Origin of the sequence: Ktedonobacter robiniae (genome assembly GCF_016587375.1) — a bacterium.
Lineage (GTDB): Bacteria > Chloroflexota > Ktedonobacteria > Ktedonobacterales > Ktedonobacteraceae > Ktedonobacter > Ktedonobacter robiniae.
This window is the reverse complement of record NZ_BNJG01000003.1, coordinates 151,841-177,892: the sequence shown is the minus strand read 5'-3', so window position 1 is coordinate 177,892 and position 26,052 is coordinate 151,841. Positions and strand designations below refer to the sequence as shown.

General features: G+C 52.9%; 21 protein-coding genes. 16 read left to right on the top strand and 5 right to left on the bottom strand.

The window, feature by feature from the left end; translation table 11 throughout:
• Nucleotides 1-110: 110 nt before the first annotated feature.
• Nucleotides 111-2,003 carry a sensor histidine kinase gene (locus JMJ04_RS33220; RefSeq protein WP_236038729.1) on the bottom strand — a complete coding sequence of 631 codons (1,893 nt, stop codon included), beginning with the start codon at nucleotides 2,001-2,003 and terminating at the stop codon, nucleotides 111-113.
• 419 nt (nucleotides 2,004-2,422) lie between these two features.
• On the opposite strand from JMJ04_RS33220, the gene JMJ04_RS33215 reads away from it, so the two are divergent.
• The 9 genes from JMJ04_RS33215 (at nucleotide 2,423) to JMJ04_RS47325 (ending at nucleotide 15,018) form a co-directional block, all read left to right on the top strand.
• Entirely contained in the window at nucleotides 2,423-3,172 is a 750-nt protein-coding gene (locus JMJ04_RS33215) for a GH25 family lysozyme (protein WP_201374688.1), read from the top strand.
• 162 nt (nucleotides 3,173-3,334) lie between these two features.
• Nucleotides 3,335-3,730 (top strand): response regulator, encoded by a 396-nt coding sequence (locus tag JMJ04_RS33210; RefSeq protein WP_201374687.1) that lies wholly within the window; start codon nucleotides 3,335-3,337, stop codon nucleotides 3,728-3,730.
• Nucleotides 3,731-4,127: 397 nt separating this feature from the next.
• Nucleotides 4,128-4,949 (top strand): alpha/beta fold hydrolase, encoded by an 822-nt coding sequence (locus tag JMJ04_RS33205; protein ID WP_201374686.1) that lies wholly within the window; start codon nucleotides 4,128-4,130, stop codon nucleotides 4,947-4,949.
• Nucleotides 4,950-5,233: 284 nt separating this feature from the next.
• Nucleotides 5,234-6,460, top strand: coding sequence for an ROK family protein (locus JMJ04_RS33200; RefSeq protein ID WP_201374685.1), 1,227 nt, complete (start codon nucleotides 5,234-5,236; stop codon nucleotides 6,458-6,460).
• Between the two features lie 231 nt (nucleotides 6,461-6,691).
• On the top strand, nucleotides 6,692-8,020 hold the full coding sequence (locus JMJ04_RS33195; RefSeq protein WP_201374684.1) for an ABC transporter substrate-binding protein: 1,329 nt from the start codon (nucleotides 6,692-6,694) through the stop codon (nucleotides 8,018-8,020).
• 261 nt (nucleotides 8,021-8,281) lie between these two features.
• The gene (locus JMJ04_RS33190; RefSeq protein WP_201374683.1) at nucleotides 8,282-9,217 is read left to right on the top strand and encodes a carbohydrate ABC transporter permease; all 936 of its coding nucleotides are present in this window, start codon (nucleotides 8,282-8,284) and stop codon (nucleotides 9,215-9,217) included.
• A 4-nt stretch (nucleotides 9,218-9,221) separates the two neighbouring features.
• Nucleotides 9,222-10,166, top strand: a complete 945-nt coding sequence (locus tag JMJ04_RS33185; protein WP_201374682.1) for a carbohydrate ABC transporter permease — start codon at nucleotides 9,222-9,224, stop codon at nucleotides 10,164-10,166.
• Nucleotides 10,167-10,290: 124 nt separating this feature from the next.
• Nucleotides 10,291-12,888 (top strand): hypothetical protein, encoded by a 2,598-nt coding sequence (locus tag JMJ04_RS33180; RefSeq protein WP_201374681.1) that lies wholly within the window; start codon nucleotides 10,291-10,293, stop codon nucleotides 12,886-12,888.
• Between the two features lie 216 nt (nucleotides 12,889-13,104).
• Complete coding sequence (locus JMJ04_RS47325) at nucleotides 13,105-15,018, top strand: hypothetical protein (RefSeq protein ID WP_236038727.1); 1,914 nt, start codon at nucleotides 13,105-13,107, stop codon at nucleotides 15,016-15,018.
• Nucleotides 15,019-15,177: 159 nt separating this feature from the next.
• Here JMJ04_RS47325 and JMJ04_RS33170 read toward each other — a convergent pair whose 3' ends face one another.
• The 3 genes from JMJ04_RS33170 to JMJ04_RS33160 all read right to left on the bottom strand — a co-directional run bounded on the left by JMJ04_RS33170 (nucleotide 15,178) and on the right by JMJ04_RS33160 (nucleotide 16,453).
• Nucleotides 15,178-15,588, bottom strand: coding sequence for a magnesium chelatase subunit ChlI family protein (locus JMJ04_RS33170; protein ID WP_201374680.1), 411 nt, complete (start codon nucleotides 15,586-15,588; stop codon nucleotides 15,178-15,180).
• A gap of 186 nt (nucleotides 15,589-15,774) precedes the next feature.
• A complete protein-coding gene (locus tag JMJ04_RS33165) occupies nucleotides 15,775-16,044 on the bottom strand; it encodes a hypothetical protein (protein WP_201374679.1) in 270 nt (89 codons plus the stop codon).
• Nucleotides 16,045-16,111: 67 nt separating this feature from the next.
• On the bottom strand, nucleotides 16,112-16,453 hold the full coding sequence (locus JMJ04_RS33160) for a hypothetical protein (RefSeq protein WP_201374678.1): 342 nt from the start codon (nucleotides 16,451-16,453) through the stop codon (nucleotides 16,112-16,114).
• Nucleotides 16,454-16,878: 425 nt separating this feature from the next.
• On the opposite strand from JMJ04_RS33160, the gene pdxR reads away from it, so the two are divergent.
• Together pdxR and JMJ04_RS33150 are read left to right on the top strand one after the other, a co-directional pair.
• Nucleotides 16,879-18,411: a MocR-like pyridoxine biosynthesis transcription factor PdxR gene (gene pdxR / locus JMJ04_RS33155; RefSeq protein WP_236038725.1), complete on the top strand. Its 1,533-nt coding sequence runs from the start codon at nucleotides 16,879-16,881 to the stop codon at nucleotides 18,409-18,411.
• 53 nt (nucleotides 18,412-18,464) lie between these two features.
• On the top strand, nucleotides 18,465-18,986 hold the full coding sequence (locus tag JMJ04_RS33150) for a nucleoside hydrolase (RefSeq protein WP_201374677.1): 522 nt from the start codon (nucleotides 18,465-18,467) through the stop codon (nucleotides 18,984-18,986).
• A 134-nt stretch (nucleotides 18,987-19,120) separates the two neighbouring features.
• Here the strand turns inward: JMJ04_RS33150 and JMJ04_RS33145 are convergent, their stop codons facing one another.
• The gene (locus JMJ04_RS33145) at nucleotides 19,121-20,125 is read right to left on the bottom strand and encodes an aldo/keto reductase (protein WP_201374676.1); all 1,005 of its coding nucleotides are present in this window, start codon (nucleotides 20,123-20,125) and stop codon (nucleotides 19,121-19,123) included.
• A gap of 449 nt (nucleotides 20,126-20,574) precedes the next feature.
• On the opposite strand from JMJ04_RS33145, the gene JMJ04_RS33140 reads away from it, so the two are divergent.
• The 5 genes from JMJ04_RS33140 (at nucleotide 20,575) to purD (ending at nucleotide 26,048) form a co-directional block, all read left to right on the top strand.
• Nucleotides 20,575-21,531 (top strand): DMT family transporter, encoded by a 957-nt coding sequence (locus JMJ04_RS33140; RefSeq protein ID WP_201374675.1) that lies wholly within the window; start codon nucleotides 20,575-20,577, stop codon nucleotides 21,529-21,531.
• A 187-nt stretch (nucleotides 21,532-21,718) separates the two neighbouring features.
• Complete coding sequence (locus tag JMJ04_RS47320; protein ID WP_236038723.1) at nucleotides 21,719-22,525, top strand: transposase; 807 nt, start codon at nucleotides 21,719-21,721, stop codon at nucleotides 22,523-22,525.
• Between the two features lie 218 nt (nucleotides 22,526-22,743).
• On the top strand, nucleotides 22,744-23,280 hold the full coding sequence (locus JMJ04_RS47315; RefSeq protein ID WP_236038721.1) for a hypothetical protein: 537 nt from the start codon (nucleotides 22,744-22,746) through the stop codon (nucleotides 23,278-23,280).
• Nucleotides 23,281-23,574: 294 nt separating this feature from the next.
• The gene (locus JMJ04_RS33130; RefSeq protein ID WP_201374674.1) at nucleotides 23,575-24,207 is read left to right on the top strand and encodes an FAD-dependent oxidoreductase; all 633 of its coding nucleotides are present in this window, start codon (nucleotides 23,575-23,577) and stop codon (nucleotides 24,205-24,207) included.
• A 569-nt stretch (nucleotides 24,208-24,776) separates the two neighbouring features.
• On the top strand, nucleotides 24,777-26,048 hold the full coding sequence (gene purD / locus JMJ04_RS33125) for a phosphoribosylamine--glycine ligase (protein WP_201374673.1): 1,272 nt from the start codon (nucleotides 24,777-24,779) through the stop codon (nucleotides 26,046-26,048).
• Nucleotides 26,049-26,052 lie beyond the last annotated feature (4 nt).

The following is a 26,052-nucleotide window of genomic DNA, read 5'->3' as shown; positions in this document are numbered from 1 at the left end:
TTTTGCATAGTTTTTTTAGAATAGCACACCAGGACTATAAAGTACATTATCCCGCGAAGATTGCGATGTACTTCTCATATCTGCGGTGCTCTCATATCAGGCGGTGACGTCTAATGTTCGCCTTCTGTGGGACTTGCAATTGGTAGGGTGAACCAGAAGGTTGCCCCCTGCCCGGGGGCACTTTGCACTCCAACGTTGCCATGGTGAAGCTCAATGAAGGCCCGACAAAGATACAAGCCTAGTCCTAAGCTCAGATCCAACTCATGCTGGACGGCGCTGCCTTTGGCTCGATAGAAACGTTCCCAGATATGCGCTTGCTCTTCCAAGGAGATCCCTGGCCCTTCGTTATGCACCGAAACGCGCGCAGTTGTGTCTTCGACGGTCACCTGCACGCTAATAGGATGCCCTGCAGGCGCAGAGCGAAGGGCATTCGTCAGGTAGGTAGTGAGAACCTGGCGGATCCGTTCAACATCAGCGAGTATGGGGACCGCGTGTTCCGTCGGCAGGAACTCCGGCATGATGGCTCGCTTAGGATTGGACTGTTGCTGTCTGGTCACCACCTCTTGGATTACCGTGAGCAGATCACAGTGCTTCATGCACAAGCTGAGCGTGTTGCTTTGCAGATGTGCATCATCAATGAGATCGTTGATCATACGTTGCTGAATTTCGGCACTTTGCGAGGCCAACAGTAAGGGCTGCTGGACATGCGCAACGTGTGTCCCCACCCTCTCAGACTGTTCGGCAATCTGGCACTGCAACGTCTTTAACCTGCGCTGGGCTAATTGCAGGTTGCCGAAGATCCCTGTCAGCGGCGTGCGCAGCTCATGACTGGCCAGGGTCAGAAAATCCGTGGTGAGGCGATTCATTTCCTGTAACATATGTGCTTTCATTTTCGTCTCAGCTTGTTCATGGAAGCAAAGGACGCATTCAATGACCAACACGACCTGCGCTGCGACCGCTTTCACCAGTTCGATTTCCTCTGGTAGGTATTCGCTCTCCAAACCCGTCTTGGTAATGATTAGCCCTCCAGCCAGCCGCTGCTCCAGAAACAAGGGGACCACCAGGAAGCTCTCCTCAGCGCTAACTTCTCTCGCATATTCAGATGGTAAATGCACAAGGTTAGCTGGGATAATTACCTCGTTGGACTGAAGGCGGTCCATCACCGCCTCCCCGACCAATTCTGTGGCCGAGAAGCGCCCACTGTCGCGCCGGCGACGGTGTTCTTGCTCAGCAGTAAAACCGCTTCCTGCCACAAAATGCAGATGCCCTGTTGATCCCAGCGCCCAAAGAGCGGCCCGGCGACAATCCAGAACCTCATGGATCACGTTCACCAACTGTTGGGCGACCAGAAGCAGCCGAGGTGACAGGAGCGGTGTTGCTCTCGGCAAGGTAAAATCCACATTCGTGGGAACTTGCACAATGGTTTGGGTCAGGGCCAACACTGCCTGCTGAACGCGTTGAAGGTGCAAGGCTTTCTGATAACGGAAGGTGATATTACGGAAGATATACGCGAATTTAGTAGTGTGCTTGTGGGTATCCAGCAGGGGAAAGCACCAGACATACACATAGATCTTGCGCCCGGAAGGCAGATGGAGGGCGAGCGTGTTTTCTGGCGAATGAGACATCACTTTTCCAGCAAGGGCAAGGTTGATGGGCCATTGCTCGATAGAGGAGAAGCGTTGCTGTTCGTCAGACAGCTCATAGGGTTCGAGAAACTGCCGATAGGAGATTCCCCGGTAAGGAAAGTCAGGAGCCAGTTCAAAGAGTTGAGAGGCCGCGGCATTGATCTGAAGGATCTTTCCTTCCCAATCACAGACAATGATGCTATCGGGGAGAACGTCCAAAATAGCTTTCATCTCAGGCAATGTCAAAGCATAGCTATGTGCGATGGCTTTTTCCAATGGGGAGGCGTGGAGCTCTCGCTTTCTTGCAGGCATCGCGCGTTGATATCGTTTCCCTCTATGTGCTTGATGGCGAGTGACAGGTCGAGGACTCTTACCCACTTCAATCCTCCTCTCGGGAACAACCAGATGTTTCATGAGCAAGGGAAAAGAGTGTCTTGATACTACTATTGTATGCTTCGCATAGAAGGATACAATATCACCTCACTTCTGAGGTTAAGCAACTCGATCCAAACCCCTATGAAAGAATGATTGAAGTAGCACTCTGAGAAAGGGAAATGTTTGGAAGTTAGTTCCAGGAAGGGAGCCATTTGCCAGCATCTTGAGCCATCCCTGGATAGAAGCAAATTTTGAGCGACTGTCTGCTGCTCAGGATGCCTACAGCGGTGTACAGAAAGATCAATCCATTGTGATAATGTGCATTTGTATGCTTTTTTTATGCCCCGGTGGACTCAGGCGGCAGATCAAGACGATTGGTGTGTTATCATCTCTATAGATACATCCTATCGGAGGTGACATCCTTGAACAAGGCACGGGAATTTCTGAGAAGAAGAGTATGGCGAGTTGTGCTTGTCCTGCTTTGCCTGTTGGCAGTGGCAATTTTATTATATACGGGGATCATCTGGCCGAACTCCTGGTTTGTGTCGAATAACAAGGTGCAAGGCCTTGATGTGTCGAGCTATCAGAAGCAGATTGATTGGAAACGCGTTGCCCAAACAGGGAGGTACACGTTTGTATTCATTAAGGCGACCGAGGGCAAAACGTATCAGGACGCCTATTTTCAGGCGAACTGGCGCGGGGCAAAAGAGCAGGGGCTGCTTCGAGGTGCGTATCATTTCTATACAGCATCCTTGAGCGGTGCTGAACAGGCAGATAATTACATCAATATGGTTCCCAAAGAGGCAGGGATGCTGCCACCCGTGTTGGATCTGGAAGTATCCGGTAAGGATCGCCAGGCGATGCTACGCGAAGTCAATGTGTTTCTTAAGCGGCTGGAACACCACTATGGTATGAAGCCCATTATTTACACGGATCTCAACCGATACGCAGAATATATCAAAGGGCATTTTGAGGATTATGTCATCTGGATCGGTGAAGCACTTTTCCCGATCCAATGGAGCAATGTCACCAATTGGACATTCTGGCAGTATTGTGATCGGGGGCATGTCCCCGGAATATCGGAGCCTGTTGACTTAAATGTCTTTTCTGCAGGGAGAGAAAAACTTTATGAACTCTCCTACCAATCTATCTCTTACAGCAGTGTGCAGTAGCTACAGAGAGCCACGCACAAAGGATCAACCTTTCGGTATACTTCAACGCCGTCGCAGTTTCAAAGGGATTTGAGGTATTGAACGTCGTTCCTGAGGCGAGATACGAACATCTCACGTATCAATAGTAGTGTTCTTCGTTCACTGCCGAAAAAGGATGATACGATGCTTCAGCCAAGAGAAAAAGCAATCCACTCTGCTGCAAAAGCCGTGCTCGTAGTGGAAGATGATACATACATTGGAGCGTTTCTCGTCGAAGCCGTTCGAGAGGAGACATCATATCAAGCGATGCTTGCGGTGACGGGGGCACAAGCATTAGACCTGCTTCACTATCTGCGACCAAGCTTGATTGTCTGTGATTATTGCCTTCCCGATATGGACGGCTTTACATTGCATGATCTGCTTCGTGCGAGAGAAGAGTTCATAAATATCCCTATTATCCTGATGAGTGCCATGCCGCAAGTGATGACAAGGACCATTCAGCATGAAAAGCTGCTTCGTTTGAAGAAACCTTTTGAACTGGATACATTCTTGTGCCTCATCAATAATATTCTGGAATAAGATAATCGCAGTTTTTAGTCATAGGCAACGAATCTTGCCTGTGAGGCTGTGAACAGCAAATGAAGGTCTATTTCGATGGGCGTGTTTGTCACATGTGGCTCTGGTCATCGGGTCACAGAGCGCGTCGAGCAGTGCCTCTTGAGAGAGCATACCATATGGACCCGAAAAACCTTCTTCCATCTTACTCATTTTGCCACACAGGAAGGACACGCGCCTTGCATTGCCAAGCAGGCTCTTGCCCTCCGAGAGAGACGCCTGATGGCGCAAGGCGCGTCTAGTATGTATGTGCAAGAAGGGCAAGATCGAAGAAGTATTCTTCTTTCCAAGGCGGTAGAATAGGTGCGTGGCATCTTGTAAGCATGCCTGTCATTCCACAAGGATCGAGGAGTTTTTGCTCATGACAACGACATCCAATACGAACCATCCGGCAGGAAAATACGCTCCTATCAACGGTATCAATCTTTACTATGAGCTTCATGGCACTGGCGAGCCGTTAATCATGCTACACGGTGGCTTTGGAACCTTTGACATGTTCGCCGCTCTTTCTCCCACTCTCGCTCAGAACCACCAGATCATTGGGGTCGATCTTTACGGGCACGGACGCACCGCTCTCACTGATCGCCCCTTTGACTTTGAGCATCTGGCTGATGACATCGCTGGCCTGATAGAGCACCTTGGTTTGGAAACAGCCGATCTCCTCGGCTACTCTTTTGGAGGCGCTGTGGCTCTGCAGGCCGCCATTCGTCATCCAGAACAGATCGACAAACTCGTGGTGATCTCCACGCCTTTCAAACGAACTGGCTGGCACCCCGAGATGCAAGCCGGCATGGCATCTACGTCCCCTGAGTTCTTCCTCGGTACTCCCATGCATGAGGCCTATATGCGTGTGGCTCCGAAGCCAGAAGATTTTTCTCGTTTTGTTGCCACCATGAGGGAAGGTATGAGCCAGGACTATGATTGGAGGGAGCAGGTCGCTGCTCTGAAAAAAAACACCCTGATTATCGCCGGCGACTCCGATGGGCTTCCTCCTTCGCATGCGGTCGAGTTTTTCAATCTCCTCGGCGGTGGCTTGAGGGATGCTGGTTGGAATGGTGAAAACCTCATTCCATCACAACTCGCCATCTTGCCCGGCGCCACCCATTATAACATTATCTTCCGACCTGATCTGCTGCTCCCGGTTCTTTCTCCTTTTCTTGGCGGAACGCAAGCACAGGAATAGTTGAGCTGCCGCACCTATCCTCTCGTGAGAAATAGAGGAGCCATCGGGCGAGGATTTTGACGCAAATCCTCGCCATTTGATATGTACCGACCCCAAAACCTTGACACCTAGAATCTGCTCCCTTGACAACCCTTATTTTATTGATTAAAATAAGTAAAAATACCTCATGAATAAGCAAAAGGATGAAATAAGGATTGGCTTCAAAGGAGGTAGTTTTCATCCCCGGATTGCGCTGGTTAGCGGCATGAAACAATGAAGATATCTTGTTATTTGCGGAGAGATCAATGAAGCGGACACGCAATCCAGTTGTACCAGATGTGCGACAGATCAGCCGCTCTACGATCCTTCGGCAAATCTATCTAGGTAAGTCGATGAGTCGCCAGAAACTGAGTCAATATTCTGGTCTGAGCTCAGCGACGATCACCAATGTGGTTGTCGAATTGCTTGAGGAAGGGATCGTTATCGAGTCTGGTATAGAGGCATCACAAGGAGGACGACCTCGTTCCATTCTGACCATTAACCCACATTATGGATATTTTATCGGTGTCGACATCGGTGAGACATTCATCAGGATTCAGCTCTTTGATTTGGCATTGCACAAGCTAAGTTCCATAACATATCCACAAGTTCTCGATGAGAATCGACCAGAGCAGGCGGTACAATTTATTTGCCAGGGAGCAGAAGCTGTATTGGCCGAAGTTGGAATCACACTGGCGAAAGTGCTTGGTGTCGGGATTGGTGTGGGTGGCCTGGTCGAACGGGATGAGCAGATAGCGGCCTATGTACCTAGTTGGGGATGGCAGAGTGTGCCACTTGTCTCACTTCTCGAAACATATTTCCCTATGCCCATCTATCTTGATAATGCTGCGAAAGCTATGGCACATGCAGAGAGTTTATTTGGGGCCGGTCAATGGTCTAAGCATTTAGCTGTTTTACTGGTAGGAACAGGGATAGGGGCTGGCATTATCGCTGATGATTCCTTGTATCGCGGTGTCAGCAATAATGCGGGAGAATGGGGGCACACGACCATCGAGCTGAATGGACGCTTGTGTCGCTGTGGTGGCTATGGGTGCCTTGAAGCCTATGCCGGCGCTCCGGGCATTATTGGACGATTGAGAGAAGTAGCACCGCAGAGTTCACTTCTTCAGAGTAACGATCAGGAGCGCATTATTGCCGCTATCGTTGAGGCGGCACGTAACGGAGATCCCGCGGCAATTGGCGTACTCAAAGACACCGCGCACTATCTTGGTGCTGGTATCGCAAATCTCATTAACCTTTTCAACCCACAAGTCATTGTCCTGGGTGGGTGGGTTGGGTTGGAAATTGGCGAGTATATTCTCCCAGAACTGCACCGGTTTGTCGCGCGTTATGCTCTCAAACGGCTGTTCTCAGCCACCAGGATCGAACTCAGCCACCTGGGCCAGGATGCTGTTGTGATGGGAGCCGCAGCGTTTACCCTGGAGCAGTTTCTTGCAGTTGCAGGAAGGCACAATTCATCTTCCCTCAAATGAGGCCAGATCCTCATTTGAGATCAGTGCTCTACGCTTGAATGGGCTTATTGCCTCTCCAGCGTAGATATCCCAATGAATGTAGGCCCTTATGTCCGTATGTCTAGTTTTATTGGTGTACTACCCTGGAGGTGACTTCAAGCTTAGAGACAGAAACGAAGGAGCAGATATCGTGGGGTATTTTTCATAGATTACGCTGTTGTTTTCTTATTTGAATGTAGGAGGCATTGGACAATGCAGTTTTTCTCCTCTTCCCCTCGGATGCGCCAGCTGGCGTCACAGTTCGCCATATTGGGCATCATACTCGCGCTCATAGGACCTCTCGCTGCCTGTGGCGGCAGCAATTCAAGCGATACCTCCACCGGCCCGGTGAATTTAACGTTCTGGTCATGGATCACTGGAGCGGATAAGGCGGTTGCTCTCTGGAACCAGACTCATCCCAATATTCATGTCAAATTCAGCAATGTGGGTTCAGGCCCGGTTGAATACGATAAGCTATTTACAGGCATAAAAGCGAATAACGAGCCCGATGTTGCTCAGGTCGAGTTCCAGGTCATGCCCACGTTTGAGACGACGGGTGCGCTGGTTGACCTTGCCCCTTATGGAGCTGGAGCACTGAAGGATAAGTTTGTACCCTGGACCTGGAAGCAGGATACTCTTGACAACGCTATTTATGGTATTCCTGGCGATACTGGTCCTCTGGCTCTGTACTATCGGGCTGACCTCTTCACAAAGTATCATATCCCGGTACCCACTACCTGGGCGGAATACGCTGAAGATGCGGCCAAATTGCATGCCGCCGCCCCCAGTACTTTCATCACTGACTTCCCTCCCAAGCAACCAGGATGGTTTACCGGGCTGGAGTGGCAGGCTGGTGCGCGCATGTTCACCATCGATGGCCAGTCCTGGAAAGTATCCATTAACAATCCTCAGGCCCAGCAGGTTGCCTCTTACTGGCAAGATCTGATCAACAAAAAGCTCATCAAAACTGAGCCGGACTTTGCCGATGGCTGGTTCCACGACTTGCAGAGCGGGGCAGTTGCTACCTGGATTACCGCGCCCTGGGGAGCCGGTATCATTGAGCAAAATGCTCCCAAAACCGCTGGGGATTGGAGAGTTGCCCCTATCCCACAGTGGGAGGCCGGGCAGCAAGTTGATGGTAACTGGGGCGGTTCCTCCAATGTCGTATTCAAAAGCACGCAGCATCCCAAAGAGGCCGCCGAATTTGCTCAATGGTTCAATACCAATCAGGGAAGCATGGAGTTACAGATTAAGGGTAATGCGCTTTATCCAGCCTATCAGCCGCTCTTAGATTCATCTTTGCTGAGCGGTCCTCGCCCGTTCTTTGGGGACCAGAAGATCTTCGACCTCTTCAAGACTGCGAGTACACAGGTGGATGTCAGTTTCCAGTGGGGGCCAACGATGGAGAAGGTCTATAGCGACATTGGTGATAATTTTGCCAACGCGGTCAACGGCCAGGGGACATTGGGGCAGGGGCTGAATGCCGTCCAGCAGAGCACAATAAACGACATGAAAAAGCAGGGCTTTAGCGTCAGTTCGTAGCAAGGCGTATCTCTACGTCTTACCAGGCCAAATACGCGTTTCCCGGTGTGCCAATGCCTGGAAGCGCGTCGATGGCCCCTGGGACGCTTGTTGGTTGTGTGTCGGTATCTTACAACCAACAAGCATAGCTACCTTCTTCATAAGCGTTATTACATCATATGATAAGTAATGCTGATGCTGCGCATCATGAGCACTGATGCGTTCACAAGCGAAAAACCTGCGTACTTTTCATGGATGTGATCTGAATGAGGAGAATATTGTATGGCTCTGGAAGTAGCCTCACCCCGTCCACGTCGCCAACCACGCCAGGCCTTGCGCCGTCGAACCCTGGCGCCCTATCTGTTTCTCTTGCCCTTCGGGTTACTCTTCATCCTGTTTTTTATTGCACCACTCATCTATGCACTCTATCAGAGTATGTTTCAGTCCCACCGCAGTGGTCTGGGATTAGGTGCTGCTACAGTGAGTTTCAGTGGTTTGGCCAATTTTGCCGATGTCGTGCACGATCCCAATTTCGCTGCCTCAGTGGGTCGGGTGTTGCTCTATGGCATCGTGCAGGTTCCAGTTATGCTGGGTTTGGCACTCATCCTGGCACTGTTCCTGGATTCAGCAGCGGCACGCTTCAAGGCTTTCTTCCGCTTGGCCTTCTTTGTGCCCTATGCTATCCCGGGCATCATTGCGGCTCTGTTGTGGGGCTATCTCTATGACCCAGCTCTCAGTCCAATTGTCAAAGGGGTCCAGGCACTCGGCTTGCCGAGGCTGGATTTTTTGAGTGCAGGAACCGTTCTCTGGTCAATTGCCAATATTGCTACCTGGACGTATACGGGCTACAATATGCTCATCATTTTTGCCGCTCTCCAGGCTATTCCTTCTGAGATCTACGAGTCGGCTCGCATGGATGGTAGCTCGGGATGGCACGTTGCCTGGCATATCAAAATTCCATTGATCGTCCCCACCCTGATTTTGACTTGTATCTTCTCTATCATCGGGACACTCCAACTCTTCGGTGAACCCCAAGTACTCTCGGCGATCTCCAACAACATTTCGAGTTCATACACTCCTGTCTTGTATGCATACAATACCGCCTTTAACTACAACAACTACAACTATGCCGCTGCGCTATCAGTTGTGTTGGCACTCGTTATCTGCGTCCTTTCTTTCGGCTTCTTACGTATTACCCAGCGACAATCAGGAGTATAAGGATATGAGTCAAAGCATTTCTGATAATATGAGCCAAATCATCTCTTCAGAGCCGATGCCTCTCGCCCAAAAAACAGTGACCACCAAGCAGCGGCGCCCCAGTCAGTTCAACTTGAATAACATTGGGGTTATGACCTTTCTGATCGCCTTTGCCGTCTACTTTCTGATACCCTTTTTCTGGTTGGTGATCTCCTCGACGAAAAGCCAGGCCGATTTGTTCGGTACATTTGGCTTCTGGTTCTCGCCTGACTTCCATCTGTTTGCCAATTTACAGCAACTCTTTACCTTCAACGGTGGAATTTATGCACGCTGGCTGCTGAATACCCTCCTCTATGCAGGCGTGGGAGCCGTAGTTGGGACGTTTATCGCGAGTATGGCTGGCTACGCCCTGGCCAAATATACCTTCCGTGGGCGTAACCTGACCTTCTCTATTATCCTGGGGGCGATCCTGGTGCCGGCAACGACCCTGGCTCTGCCGCTCTACCTGTTAATGAGTAGTGTGGGGTTGACCAATACGTACTGGTCAGTACTCTTGCCCAGTCTTGTTAGCCCTTTCGGGGTGTATCTCTCTCGTATCTATGCGGCGTCGGCTGTGCCCGATGAACTTCTGGAGGCTGCCCGCATGGATGGAGCAAACGAGTTCACAACCTTTCTGATCGCGCTTAATTTGATGACCCCGGCGCTGGTAACGATCTTACTTTTCCAATTTGTGGCTATCTGGAATAACTACTTCCTGCCGTTGGTGATGCTCAATGATTCCAATCTCTTCCCAATTACAGTGGGCTTACAGACTTGGAATGTGACCGCCACGAACGCTACCGCTGGCCAGACAATCTATAACCTGATCATAACTGGATCATTGCTTTCCTCAATTCCGCTGCTGATTGGTTGCATTATCCTGCAACGCTTCTGGCGTGGGGGACTGGGAACGGGAAGCATTAAAGGCTAATGATTGGAGGTGAGTGCTCAAACGAATCAGGATCAAGCCTCAACACTACAGTGATGGCTATTCTTTGGTCCTCAAAGACATGGGGATACTAGTTTATTTAATGTTATTCATGGAGGAATGCATAATGAGAGTTTCCCGGCGGCGTTTTCTGGCCGGTTCTGTCGCCATGGCAGGCGCACTGGGCATGTTGCCCGAGGCCATAGGCCAACATGCTATATATGCGGCCTCTGCCCCCATTGGCCAGACGATCTGGCTGCAGGCGACGAATAACAACAACTTTGTCAGTGCCCGCAACAGTCAAACCAATATTCCCCTGCAAGCCACCTCGACCCAGGTGCAGGCCTGGGAAGAGTTTGATGTGGTCGATGCTGGCAATGGGCTGATCGCCTTGCGATCTCATGCCAACAACAATTATGTCAGCGCACGCATCAGTCAGACGAATGTTCCCCTGCAAGCCACCGCGACTCAGGTCCAAGGGTGGGAGCAGTTCAACTGGCTGCCGCAGAGCAATGGGACCGTCGCCTTACAGTCGGCGGCTAATAACAACTATGTCAGTGCCCGCACCGACCAGACCAATACTCCCCTGGATGCCACCGCAACTCAGGTCCAGGCCTGGGAACAGTTCAACTGGGGATTGGTTGCCCCTCCCATTGGCCAGACAATCTGGCTGCAGGCAACAAACAATAACAATTATGTCAGTGCCCACACCGATCAGACCAATACCCCCCTGCAAGCCACCGCGACCCAGGTCCAGGGTTGGGAGCAGTTTGATGTGGTCGATGCAGGTAATGGGCTCATCGCCTTGCTCTCCCACGCCAATAACAACTATGTCAGCGCCCGCATCAGTCAGACGAATGCGCCCTTGCAGGCTACCGCGACCCAGGTTCAGGGCTGGGAGCAGTTCAACTGGGTCCTGCAAAACAATGGGACCGTTGCCTTGCAGTCGGTGGCCAATAACAACTATATCAGTGCGCGCACGGACCAGACGAATACCCCCCTGGATGCCACGGCAACCCAGGCCCAGGCCTGGGAACAATTCCGCTGGGGGCAGGTCGGTGGATCTGGTGGATCGCCGAACTTTGGTCCCAACGTGTACATCTTTGATCCCACAATGTCTAGTTCAACGATTCAAAACACCTTGACTTCGGTCTTCAATCAGCAGCAAAGCAATCAATTTGGCTCGAATCGCTATGCCTTCCTCTTCAAGCCAGGCACCTACAACGTGGATGTTAACCTTGGCTTCTACACCCAGGTACTGGGTCTGGGCTATCTGCCCGGCAATGTGACGATCAATGGTGCGGTTCACGTCGCCGCTGACTGGATGCCGGATCACAATGCCACCTGTAACTTCTGGCGCGGGGCCGAGAACATGACCGTGATTCCTCCCACCGGCACCAACGTCTGGGCGGTGTCTCAGGCCGCACCTTTCCGGCGCATGAATGTGCAGGGGAATATGAAACTGGATGATGGTGGATGGTCCAGTGGCGGCTTCCTGGCCGACACCAACGTCAGCGGTCAGGTCAACTCGGGTACGCAGCAGCAGTGGCTCTCCAGGAACGATCAACTGGGAAGCTGGACCGGTTACAACTGGAACATGGTCTTTGTGGGGGTCAATGGCGCACCGGGACAAAGCTTCCCCAACCCGCCCTACACTGTAGTTGGTCAGGTACCCGTGATCCGAGAAAAGCCGTTCCTGTATATTGACCAGTCTGTCAACTATCAGGTCTTTGTACCTGCCCTCAGGACGAACTCACAGGGCACGAGTTGGGGCAGTGGGTCGCCTGCTGGCACCTCCATCTCCCTTAGCCAGTTTTATATTGCTCAGCCGAGTGATACCGCGACAACCCTCAACAACGCGCTTGCACAGGGGTTAAACCTGCTCTTCACGCCCGGCATCTACTCCCTCAATGGCACGATTAATGTGACACGAGCGAACACGGTGGTGCTCGGCCTGGGCCTGGCCACGCTGGTTCCGCAAAACGGAGTCATCCCCATGACGGTAGCCGATGTCGATGGCGTCACCATTGCCGGATTGCTCTTCGATGCAGGCCCAGTCAACTCGCCGGTTCTGTTGCAGATTGGCCCAAGTGGATCTTCACAGAGTCACGCGGCCAATCCTACATTGCTCAGTGATGTCTTCATCAGGATCGGTGGCACTGCGACAGCCGGGCTGGCCACTCAGAGCCTGGTGATCAACAGCAACGATGTCATTCTCGACGACCTCTGGATCTGGCGCGCGGACCACGGCATCAACAACAACGCCACGGTTGGTTGGACCGTCAATCCCGCCGCCAATGGCCTGATTGTTAATGGCAACAACGTGACCGCGTATGGCCTGTTCGTCGAGCATTACCAGCAGTACCAGGTCATTTGGAATGGCAACGGTGGCCGGACCTACTTCTTCCAGAACGAACTGCCCTATGATCCCCCTACGCAGTCAGCCTGGATGAATGGTAGCACCAACGGCTACGCGGCCTACAAGGTGGCGACCTCGGTCACCAGTCACGAAGCCTGGGGATTGGGCAGCTACTGTTACTTCAATGTCAATTCCAGCGTGGTCGAGGATCATTCCTTTGAGGTCCCCTACACGCCAGGAGTCAAGTTCCACGATATGGTCACCGTCTCGCTAGGTGGCATTGGTACGATTGCCCATATCATCAACAGTACAGGAGGTCCGTCAAACTCCAGCAATAGCGTCGCTAAACTGGTCAGTTACCCCTAGCCTGGTTCACACTTGCTGAACGCCGCTCCTCGGGGCTGTTTGATTTCTGGGATGAAATTAGCAGCCCTGAGGAAACGGGTATGCCAGGTAATAGAGAGTCAGTCTTTGTTGGCTGGTTCCCTCACGCCGAAGTTCCTTGAGAGTATGCATGGAGTGAGCAATCGCTCTCTCAACCTGAATGTCGTGTTTTGTCATAGTATTCATGGAGGAATCGCTATGCGCAAATTTCCCCGTGTCCTCGCTCTCTTCTTTTCCTGTGTTATGGTGCTAAGTGGTATCGTGGCGGCGACAACTATTTTCTCTAAAGGCATACCCCGAGCCTACGCGGCTTCGGCCTTGCCCAGCAGTTACTTTGCCCCCTATGCCGAGACTGGTGTAGGCGCGTCCTTGCAATCAGTGACCCAGAGTACCGAGCAGAAATACTACACACTGGCTTTTATTACCGCCAGTGGGTGTAGTCCTGTCTGGGATGGATACGTCCCAATCAATAATACTTCGTCAGATTTGCCGACGTTGACCAGCGATATTTCCTACATTCGCAGCCAGGGCGGAGACGTGATCATCTCGTTTGGGGGAGCATCAGGCCAGGAACTGGCACAGGCCTGTACCAGTGCTAGCAGTTTGCAGGCTCAGTACCAGGCGGTGATTAACCAGTACAGCGCGTCACATCTAGATTTCGATATTGAAGGCGGGGAAGAAGGAGACGCGACCACCTATACGCGCCGCAACACAGCCCTGGCGGCGTTGCAGCAGGCCAATCCGGGCTTGACCATCTCCTTTACCCTGCCTTCAGGCACCACCGGCCTGGAACCAGCCCCTGCTGGCCATACAGGAAGTCTAGATCTGCTCAAGGACGCGATATCCAAGGGAGTCAATTTTAGCGTGGTCAACCTGATGACGATGGATTATGGAAGCCCTGACAGTCAGATGGGGCAGGAGGCGATCAACGCGGCCAACGGCCTGCATGCCCAGTTACAGCAGATGTTCCCCTCAAAGACCTCCAGCCAACTGTGGTCGATGGTTGGGATCACCGCGATGATTGGTCAGAACGACACTCCGGGCGAGATCTTTACACAGAGCAATGCGTCCCAGGTGTTGTCTTTCGCGCAGGCAAACCAAATTGGAGAACTCGCATTCTGGGCGGTCTCACGAGATAATGGTTCTTGCCCGGGTCGTACTACTCCTACTTCGGATACCTGCGATGGCCTCTCACAGAGCAACTACGCATTTACCAATCTCTGGAAACCCTTCACCAGCGGCAGTTCTTCGCCAACTCCTACTCCAACTGGCACACCACCCAGTATCATTGGCAAAACCATCTGGTTGCAGGCGACAAATAACAACAACTTTGTCAGTGCCCGCAATGATCAGACCAATATTCCTCTACAGGCCACCTCAACCCAGGTGCAGGCCTGGGAAGAGTTTGACGTGATCGATGCTGGCAATGGGCTGATCGCCTTGCGATCCCACGCCAACAACAATTATGTCAGCACACGCATCAGTCAGACGAATGTCCCCCTGCAAGCCACCGCGACCCAAGTGCAGGGGTGGGAACAGTTCCGTTGGTTACCGCAGAGCAACGGGACTGTTGCCTTACAATCGGCGGCTAATAATAACTATGTCAGTGCCCGCACCGACCAGACCAATACTCCCCTGGATGCCACGGCGACTCAGGTGCAGGCCTGGGAACAGTTCAACTGGGGACTGGCTACTCCTCCCATTGGCAAAACCATCTGGCTGCAGGCAACAAACAATAACAATTATGTCAGTGCCCACACCGATCAGACCAATACCCCCCTGCAAGCCACCGCGACCCAGGTCCAGGGTTGGGAGCAGTTTGATGTGGTCGATGCAGGTAATGGGCTCATCGCCTTGCTCTCCCACGCCAATAACAACTATGTCAGCGCCCGCATCAGTCAGACGAATGCGCCCCTGCAGGCTACCGCGACCCAGGTCCAGGGTTGGGAGCAGTTCAACTGGGTCCTGCAAAACAATGGGACCGTTGCCTTGCAGTCGGTGGCCAATAACAACTATATCAGTGCGCGCACGGACCAGACGAATACCCCCCTGGATGCCACGGCAACCCAGGCTCAGGCCTGGGAACAATTCCGCTGGGGGCAGGTTGGCTGACCCGGGATACTGGCACGTAGTTTATATACACTATCTTGCATGATTGTTGCTTGAAGCTTTTTCGAGAGGCATGTGTGCTACGTGGTGCTTATGTAAGCAGCGTAGTACATATGCCTTCTTCCTATAACTAGGAATCTTTTGACTGAAGCTCCCTATGCTTTAGCACAGGGAGCTCGCAGGCAACCTCTCTGATAAATCACTCCATCCCGAATAGTGGAATGCCTCAGCAAGATGGGCAGGAGTAATTGTCTCTAAATCTGCGAGATCAGCGATGGTGCGTGAGACTTTGAGAGAGCGCAAGGTTGCATTCTTGGTGCGCCCGAGTGTAGCCTGCGCATAGGTAAGGAGGTACTGGCTCTCATCTTCGAGTGGACACACCATTGATGTATTTGCTCTTTTAGTATGAGGGCGTTCAAGGTGCCAATGCGTTGTTGCTGTAGGTGTTTGCGCTTGAAGAATACGGGTTCGCAAGGTCGTGATGGCGTCTGTTCCTCGTTTGGAAGGAAGGATGTGATCGGCAACGCGGGGCACATTGATGCCTATATCAAGCACTTTGTTAAGTGGTGCCACATGCCGCTTCCACTATTGCTCTCGTTACTCCAGTGTCCCAAGCGCAGGACGTTCTCTGCATATCCGGGTTGGCACTCTCAAACACAATCACCCGGATAGCAGGATCGCCCGGCACCTCGTCAATGAAGCGACCCAGTTCCTTTGAACGCTGCTTTCGTGTCCATGCATTGCTGATCCCTATGAAAACTATGCCGCGTTCCTCTGGCTCTCGATAGGTGCCTTCGCGTCAAGGCGTTGTTTTCGCTTGTTGTCGTTCACGTCTTTCTCCATTGTTCCCTTTTCCCAGTAACATTGAGCCTCTCCTAGATCAATTAATCCCAATTGCTCGACGATTTCTTGCACTTCTTGCATGGTCGTCATCTGTTTTCTCTCCTTTTCCCAGTAGCATTGAGCCTCTTCTAGAGCAATCAATCCCAATTGCCCAACAATTGCCTGCACGTGTTTTTTTGTGGTCATGGTCTCTCCCGTTTCATATTATCTTGCTGTATATGCCTGTTATCGTGCATCTCCGCCTTTTTTCTTCTCAGCGATGGTCTTCTTGAGCCCCATGGTTGTGGGTCCAGACGTCCTGCTGTATGGCTCGCTCTCTTGTTTTATCAGGAGTCTCCTTTTGGTTCCTCCTTTTCGCCTTGATGGTTTGGTGCCGCTTTGGTTCGTACGTGTGGTTTCTTTGCCTGCGTTCTTCGCATTGACGGCGTAAATCGAGCCCGACAAGCGATTGGATCATCTCTTCATAGGTGTGCTGAGTTCCGGGAATACATGCATAGACCCCATATTCCAGCTGCGCTTGTTGCAAACGCTGCACTTCTTGACGATTGCTTTCAACAGATCCAAAGGTGTGATAACGGCAGGGGAGAGGTTCCATATCTTTGATCTTCCTCTGTCTTCTTTAACGGCCCATCTCTTTCATGATGGAAATCTGCCATGCTACCAACGACTCAGAGTACTTTTTTTCTTCGGTTTTCTAGACCACGCCGGACTCCTCGTCGGGGACAGTCCAAGCCAGCTTGGACCCTCCAGCCAGCTTGTGCTTCTCCTTCGCATGGTTGTCACAGTGTTGCTGTACCTGGCGATAGAAGGCGACTGGATCGGTGGCAAGTGGTTTTCTCCATATCTTTGTAGGCGGCCTGTCAAATGCCCTATTCAGGACGAAGAGAAGCGTCGCTTGTGTATTTTTTAGATGAGTTTTCTCAAAGAAGATCAGTCGTAGCCTGTAGCTTGTGAGAGAAGCATAGTCTAGAAAGAGAGCCCTTTCAAGGGTCATTTTTACAAACATGATGGAGCCATTTCGTGGAGATTTCCTTTTCACCCATGTCGAAAAGACAACACACACTTCAAAATACCGCAGATATCACACTCAACCGCGCATTAACGATGCCATTGCACCGCCAGTTGTACGACCGACTACGTCATGCTATCCTCAGTGGTCAATTACAGCCAGGTCAACGCCTCCCATCAACACGGGTTCTCGCGAGTGAGTTAGGTATTTCTCGTAATACAGCAAGTAATGCCTATGAACAACTCTGTGCGGAAGGATATCTTGAGAGAAAGGTCGGCCAAGGGACCAGGGTGGCATGTGACCTTCCTGAGACCTTTTTCATTCCAAGCGCAGCTCCCCAGGGGAAAACATCTCCTGACGAGAGCATACACGCTCCCTTCTCCTTGTCTCACCTGGGAGAGGATTTAATGCGCCAGGCACCTGTCCGCTCTCCGCTGACCTATCCTCGACCCAATGCTCCACGCGCTTTTCGCGAGGGCGTCCCGGAGCTACGCGCATTTCCCTTTCAGCAGTGGAGCCAGGTTGCTGCCCACTGCGCACGATCGACGCTCAGAAGCGCGGCCGATTATCAGGAGGTCGCAGGTTACTATCCATTGCGCGAAGCAATCGCCTCTCATGCGAGCATCACACGAGGCGTGCATTGCCAGGCAGAGCAAGTTCTTCTTGTGCCAGGCGCGCAATCAGCGTTAGATATGGCAGCTCGCCTCCTCCTCAATCCGGGGGAGCTTGCCTGGATTGAAGATCCGGGATATCCAGGAGCGCAACAAGCCCTACGTAATGCTGGTGCACAACTGGCTCCTATCCCTGTGACGTCGGAAGGGATGAATGTCGAAGTCGGACAAAAGCGCTATCCACAAGCTCGCCTGGCCTACGTCACTCCATCGCATCAATTTCCTTCGAGTGTCACCATGCATCTGGCGCAACGCGTTGCCCTCCTCCAATGGGCGAACCAGGCCAATGCCTGGATTCTCGAAGATGACTATGACAGTGATTACCGCTTCAGTGGTCGACCGCTCGATGCCTTACAGGGACTCGATACCGCTCAGCGCGTCATCTACATTGGAACATTCAGCAAAGTTCTTTTTCCGGCATTACGCATAGGGTATCTGATCGTGCCGCTTCAGCTTATATCACCTTTTACCAATCTGTGCAGTTGTACGCACACCCATGTGCCTATTCTTGAGCAGCTGATCCTGGAAGCGTTTATCGCCAAAGGGTATTTTCTGCGTCACATCCGGCATATGCGAGAGATCTATGCGGCCAGAAGAGCCATACTCGTCGAATTGCTTCAGCGGGAACTTGGAGACCTGGTGGAAATACAGCCGCCGCAGGCAGGCTTGCATCTTCTGTGCTGGTTACCACCAGAAATGGATGACCAGCGGATGTCACAACGAGCAGGAGCACATGGACTCGAAGTCATTCCTCTTTCCAAGTTGGCGCTGGGTTTACCTCAGCGAGGCGGTCTCGTTCTTGGCTATGGGGCAGTGAATGAGCAGGAGATTCAAGCTGGCGTTCATCAACTGGCACACGTGCTTCACTCATAAATGGGAATGCATACCAGTGATATCGCCCCGGCCAAAGAGGGACGTAGCAGGCATTGTCTCATTTTCGTCAAATCAAACGACGACAACGTATGGGGCTTCCATTTCTTTTGATACCCTGCGCTGAGTTGAATATGCTGGCTGATGCCCATGCTGCGCAGATTGCCCTCCATGCTGGCTGGCCTATTCGCCTGGTGTCGCTGGATGTGACTGAACGAGCGTTGCTCAAACGCAGCCAGGTGCAGGAACTGGCCAGGAATGGCAGCGCGATTACCGCTTGTATCAAACGCATGGTGGACTTTTATTGCGATGGCCAAGCCGACCAGGCAGGGGTCTTCCATATGCATGACCCTCTCTGTTTGGCTTCCGTGATACGTCCCGATCTGCTCACGTGGCAGAGAGCGTTTGTGGAGATTGAACTGACCGGGAAGCTCACCTTCGGTGAGACCGCTGCCTATTTCGAGGTCCCCGGTCGACCGTTGCCTGCGGCCTCCAATGTCCTGGCGGCTGTTGATGTCAATGTGGACGGTTTTCTTCGGTTCTACTTGGAGCGTATCCGCGCCGCTTTTCCGGATTGAGGAAGAAGGCAAATGCGCTATCTCATAATCGACCGTTTCCTGAAAGAGAGGAACCCTGAACGAGGAGGCGAGAACAAAGAAAGAGAGAAGCCTTTGTTGTTGGCTAGCAAAGGCTTCTGCTCTCTATCCACGAGCTAACGGAAGGCGACATCGCGATTGCGTTCGCGTGGAAGTTGATACCAGACATCGTCACATACTTCTCGCATCTGCTCATCGAGTACCAGATCAACCGCCGGGAGGGTCTGGTCGAGTTGCTCTGGTTTGCTCGCGCCCACGATAGCTGAAGTAATTGCAGGTTGAGCCAGGACCCAGGCCAGCGCGAGTTGCGCCACCGAGAGATGGCGCTCCTGGCAAAACGACTTGAGTCTTTCCACTGCTTGCATCTGCGCATCGTGCCAGTAGCGGGCTTGATACATCTTCCCAGCACTGTTGAGCGTGAAACGTGTCCCCTCGCTCGGTTGTTGCCCTGGTTGATAGCGCCCCGTCAGGACTCCTCCGGCCAGAGGGTTGTAACTGATTACCCCTATTCCCTGGTCAAGCGCAAGGGGGAATAGCTCTGCTTCGATATGGCGGAATAAAAGGTTATAACGCGGTTGTACGCAATCAAAGCGAGCCAGGCCCCATTTGTCGCTGGTCCAAAGCGCCTTGGTCAACAGCCAAGCTGGATAATTGGAGCAGCCAATATAGAGCACTTTGCCGCTGTGAACCAGATCATCTAGAGCGCGCAATGTTTCATCAAGGGGTGTTTCCGGATCAGGAAAATGCATCTGGTACAGGTCGATGTAGTCCGTTTGCAAGCGACGCAAACTCGCCTCTACGGCCTGAACAATGTGCTTGCGTGATCCGCCTTGCTCATTAGGTCCCTGGCCCATCTTGCCAAAAAACTTGGTCGCCAGGACAATCTGTTCTCTGCGACCTTTGAGCCAGCGTCCAATATATTCCTCGGTGCGCCCAACTGTTTCCAGGGACCCTCCCAGCGGGTACGCATCGGCGGTATCGAAGAACGTCACTCCTGCGTCAAAGGCTTTTTGCATAATGGCACGCGAGGTTGGCTCATCGCACTGGTTGCCAAAGGTCATGGTACCCAGGCAAATTTCAGAGACATGGAGTCCCGTGCGGCCCATACGCTTGGTTTTCATAATCGAATTTCTCCTTTTCCTCCCATGATGAGAGATGGGATCCTGGCATTTCTCTATCCATTCCCACCTCTAAGGGTTCTTTGGGGCGATGTGGCCTTATTGTACTTCTTTCGTTTAGGAGAGAGCAAACAACCGATGAATAATTTCGCTTCTCTATGGTTCCATAGCTCGTACACCCACCGCATGACGGACCTCCGATCTGGCGGAAAGCGCGTGTGCCTGCGAATTCTGGTGCGCAGGTACAGGTATCTGAGTGGGCAAATGGTCCGAGAAGAGGGGCTTTTTGTAGGGGAACGACTCGCAAAAGTAGACCAAACCCTCCCGCAGATTCCCGGGAATTACCATTTTTCTCTGAACTTGTCGTATTCTACCATTGTATTCACTCTATGGTTTTGAAAATCATCAAGAAAACTGTAGTCTCGCTATTGACCTCGTGTGCCGGAGGAACCATGACACGCAAAGGCTGGCTCCTGTTCACCGCAATGTCGGTGATCTGGGGCATTCCTTATCTCTTCATCAAAATTGCGGTGCGGGAACTTGACCCTATCGTTGTCGTATTTGCTCGGGTTGGGGTTGCCGCTCTTGTTCTGTTCCCGGTGGCAGTCCACCAGGGTGTGTTGCGGCAACTGCGCGAGCGCTGGCTCACTGTTGCCGCGCTTGCCTGTGTGCAGATTGCCGGACCGTTTCTGTTGATCAGCTACGGTGAGCAGCACATCGCATCGTCGCTCACCAGCCTGCTCATCGCCGCCGATCCACTTCTTGTTGTGCTTTTCGCGCTCCGCTTCGATCCGAGTGAGCGAGTGCGCGGCACGCGCCTGCTCGGACTGCTGATCGGCCTGGGTGGCGTGGTAACGCTGTTGGGCCTCGACGCAGGCGGAGATACGCAACGGTTACTCGGAGCAACACTGGTCCTGCTCGCCGCCACAGGCTACGCTGTCGGCGCTCTGCTCATCAAACGACCAACTATCGCAACCTTGCCCAGCCTGGGAGTGGTGACCGTCGAGTGCACGACTGCGACCGTGGTGCTGGCGCCACTGGCCGTGACCAGACTGCCCGGCAGGATACCTGATCTGGAGGTGATTGTGAGCCTACTTGTGCTCGGCCTGATCTGCACGGCGCTGGCTTATCTCCTCTTCTTCGCACTGGTGACCGAAGTCGGAGCTAGTCGGGGTAGCGTCATAACCTACGTCAATCCAGCTGTCTCTGTCCTCCTCGGTGTCACCTTGCTCGCTGAACCGCTCAACGCCGCCATCATCGCAGGATTCCTGTTGATCATTGTTGGGTCCTGGCTATCCACCGGCGGTGTCTTACCACCGCCGGTGAAGCACCTTCTTCGGACAACCCGACGGGAACCAATCAGTCGCGACACCGAGGTCAGCAAACTCGCCGCTCCACCCAGAAAATAGCCAGAAAATGTTGAGCTTGTTTCAAACAAGCTCAACATTTTCTGGGAATGGACTCTAGAACGAGTAGGAGAGACCTAAGATGGCCCAAGTTGTCAAGACAAAAAAACGCTGAACGGAAAACTCTCCTTGACAGCGGGTGTACGCTCAGATGGAAATGCTGGCCTGTGTTGAAACAAGGAGGAAGACGATGGCCCGGCGAACCCCCAAACCCGAAGCGCAGTTCGCAGCAAGCTTGAGGCCGCTGCAACAGACCTGTCCCCAGTGTGGGAATCGCTGGTGGGTGGCCTACAACAGCCGGCGGAAGGTCGTCACCTTGGAGGGTATTGTTCAGCTGCGACTCGCGATCAGCCAGTGTCATATCCCCACATGTTCGCAGTATCATGTCCGCTATCGCCCCGAAGAAGAAGGGCGCTGGGCATTGCCTCATGGCGAGTTTGGCTTGGACGGGATTGCGCTCATTGGCGCCTGGCGGTTCCGGGAGCATCGGAGTGTGCCCGAGATGCATCAACGCTTGCAGGCCCGCGGGCTGGCCATCACCGAACGCACGGTAACCCATTTGATGCACCGCTACGAAGAATTGGTGGCTTTGCGCATGACCGACCATGAGCGGATCAAAGCCCGGTTGCAAAAACAAGGACATGTGATTCTGGCGCTTGATGGCTTGCAGCCTGACGCGGGGCACGAGGTGTTGTGGGTTGTGCGCGACTGCCTCTCGGAAGAAATCCTCTTGGCACGTCCGCTCCTCAGCAGTACGCAAGGGGATATCATCGCCTTGCTGCAAGAAGTCAAGCGGCTTCTGGAGCCGCTCAAGGTCCCGATCAAAGGCATCATCTCGGATGGCGAAGAGACGATCCGAAGCGCTGTGGCCTTTGTGTTTCCAGGTGTGCCCCATCAGCTCTGTCAGTTTCACTATCTCAAAGACGCGATCAAGCCGTTCTACGAAGCTGACCGGCACGCGAAAACGGATTTGAAGAAGCGCTTGCGTGGGGGGTGACCGATTGAACGCGCGCTGGAAGAGCATCCAACCCCGGAAAATGACGCGATCCGCAAGTATTGCTTGGCGGTTCGTGCGTCGGTAACCGATGATGGACGCTCTCCGCTCGAAGCGTCCGGTCTGCGCTTGTACAGTCGTATCAAGCAAATCAGCAACTCGATTGAGCACGTCCAGGAAAAAAAAGATTACCTCCAGCCTTAAAGCAGTTGCAGTAGCTGGTGACCAAGGGGTTGCAGGCGACAGCGTCGCTCTGGCCGCCGCTGGAGCATGCCTACTGCTTCCTGGATCAGGCGAAGGCGATCCTGGCCAACCCAGAGCAGGACAGCGGTGAGCAGATTCGAGAAAGGTATCTCGCTCACCTAGCGCAAATGCGAGAGAAGCTTACGACATTGGGACCACTTGCGGAGGCATTTGAGCATTTTTGCCATATCACCGACAACTTCGCCGCTGGACTGTTTCGTTGCTATGACATCGTGGGATTACCGCGCACGAACAATGATCTGGAGCACTGTTTTGGCGTTGCACGTGTCCATAAACGACGCGCCACTGGTCGGAGAGGAGCCATTCCTGGCGTGGTGGTTCGTGGATCAGTTCGCGTCATTGCTGCGGTCACCAGCACAACACAGATTTTCTCGGTGGAGGAACTGCGACCCAAGAATTACCAGCGCTGGCGTGATCTGCGGCGACAACTCCAGCAACGAGAGGAAACACGCCGACAACAATGGCGTTTCCGTAAAAAACCGCGGTCTATTTAGCTGAGGTTGAGACCCGATTACTCCAGTGAAGTTTTCCGTTCAGCAAAAAACTACGTCAACAATCTTTCCTTGATGAGTTTATCTCTCTCTTCTCATGAAAACTCCTGTTCCTGTCGCCTCCATCACCGTCTCCAGACGGTTCCCCCTTGCATCAAAAACCAGTATGCTTGCAATCAAGAACACCTGTGATCTATCTAGCTGGCACGCGATGACCGTCTGGCAGAGCGATTTCTCCGGCGTGCCGAAACACCAGAGGAAAAACAGCTTTTTGATTATGAAATGCGAGGTAATCGTTTGAAAACAGTTCTCTCCCCTTTCCATGTCCTGATTGTTGGTGGCGGGATCGGAGGCCTGTGCCTGGCCCAAGGGTTGAAGAAGTCAGGCATCAGCGTCGCGGTCTATGAGCGCGACGCATCGGCTCAGTTTCGCCATCAGGGATATCGGATCAGTATCAAAGAGGAAGGAAGCCAGGCGTTGCGTGACTGCTTACCAGAGCCTCTCTTCAAGCTCTGTGTTGCAACGGCCATCAAGGCCGCCACTCGGCTCGTCGTGATGGATCAGCAGTTACAAGTCAAATTTGCCAGGCCCCTCTCACATCCAGCTGTCCCTGATGAGACGGGCTTCGGGGTGAATCGACTCACTTTGCGCGAAATTTTGCTAGCGGGTCTGGAAGGGATTGTCCATTTTGGCAAGACCTGCGAACGGTTTGAGCAGGTGAGCAACGGTCAGGTTCGTGTTTGCTTTACTGATGGAACCACAGCCACGGGTGATCTGCTTGTGGAGGCCGACGGGACCAATTCCGTGATTCGTCAGCTCATCGCCCCAGAGGTCGGGATTGACGATAAACTAGAGGCTGAGGAAGATCCCCATGATCACTTCCGCACTCGGAAATCTCAGCGAAGCTCCACCAGTGGAAAGACCTTCTGAACCCGATTTCTCCAACGCAACACCCCCGTACCGGAGAGCAACATCCGGTTCGCCATGAGGTAGGAGCCCCAAAGAACCAGAAGGAAACGGGAAATTGTAGCTTTTCAGGTCAAAAAGTAGAAATCTCCATTTCTGAACTAGAACAATCTGGTGTAACAAAAATACAGTGTCCTGAATGTGGAGCAGTCTGGGCAGCCAAAATCAAGGGAGGAATGGTATTTTTCGCTAATCATGCTGCTCCTACGAGAAAGCGATCGCAGGCTATTCCGCGCTGGATGAAAGTGAGCATCCACTGGACGCTTGCTCAAAGATAGCTTTGTATGGACTACTTTGTGAAATCGAATCATATCTCATCCACTTTTGTTGTAAACTTTGACATGACGCTGCCGGTTTTTAGGCCATCCCCCTGCTGATCAAGGATGCCCTTTCTCGGCCAACCACGAGGAAATAGGCTGAAAAGGCCAAAGGAGGAGAAATTCTCCAACGGCATAATTGCCTAAAAACCGGCAGCGTCATGTCAAAGTTTACACGTAGGGTGCAATTTTGGAAAGGCAGGTTTTCTTCACTTTATGCGAGTAATGGTTATTGGTTCGGGGGCACGCGAACACGCCCTGGTCTGGAAACTGGCCCAGAGTCCCCAGGTCACGAAGCTCTACGCGGCTCCCGGCAATCCGGGCATGGCCGAGTGCGCCGAGTGTGTGCCGCTGGCGATGTCTCAGTTTGACGATCTAGCCACGTTCGCTGAAAAAAACGGCATCGATCTAACGGTGGTTGGACCGGAGATTCCCTTGATCGAAGGGATTGTCGATATTTTTCGCCAGCGCGGTCTGAAGGTCTTCGGTCCCGATTCAGCCGGGGCCGCGCTCGAAGGCAGCAAGGCGTTTGCCAAAGAACTCATGGCTTCGGCTGGTATTCCCAGCGCGCAGCATCGCACATTTCTAGAGGCCGGACCTGCTCTGGCTTACCTGGAGGAGCATGGCGCGCCGGTCGTGGTCAAGGCCAGCGCCTGGGCGGCTGGCAAGGGCGCGATCGTAGCGCTGGATCTGGAGACCGCGCGCGATGCTGTGGAACAGATGCTGGTCCGACATACCTTTGGCGCGGCTGGCCGCATCGTGGTGATCGAGGACTATTTGCAAGGCGACGAGGTGAGCGTCATTGCCGCGTGCAATGGGACACACTATTTGCCCCTGGCCGTGACCCAGGATCACAAACGCGCACTCGACAATGACCAGGGCCTGAACACTGGTGGCATGGGTGCGTACACGCCGGTGCCGTTTGTGGACGCGGAGACGGAGAAGCGCATGTATCGCGAGATTACTGCCGCGACGCTCCAGGCCATGCAGGGGAAGGGGATTACCTTCACTGGTATTCTGTATACAAACATCATGCTGACCGCGCAAGGCCCGATGGTGGTCGAGCATAACACGCGCTTTGGCGATCCCGAAACGCAGGCCATGATGGTGTTGCTGCGCGAGGATCTGTTGAATGTCGTGCAATTTGCTGAAACGCTGCCGGTGAAGCGCGAGACGCTCTGGCATCCCGGTTACGGCGTGAGCCTGGGGCTGGCTTCTGCTGGCTATCCAGGCAACTACCCGAAAGGCCTACCTATTCACGGCATCGAGGAGGCCAATCGCCTGCCCGGTGTTCATGTTTTCCACGCCGGGACGGCCATGCAGGATGGTCAGCTCGTCACTGCTGGAGGGCGCGTTCTCAGCGTAGCCGCGCGCGGCGCAACTCTCCGCGAGGCTACCAGTCTTGTCTACGAGGCCGCGAAACTGATCTCGTTCGAGGGCATGTTCTATCGCCACGATATCGCGCATCGCGGCCTGGAAGTGGAGTAGAGGC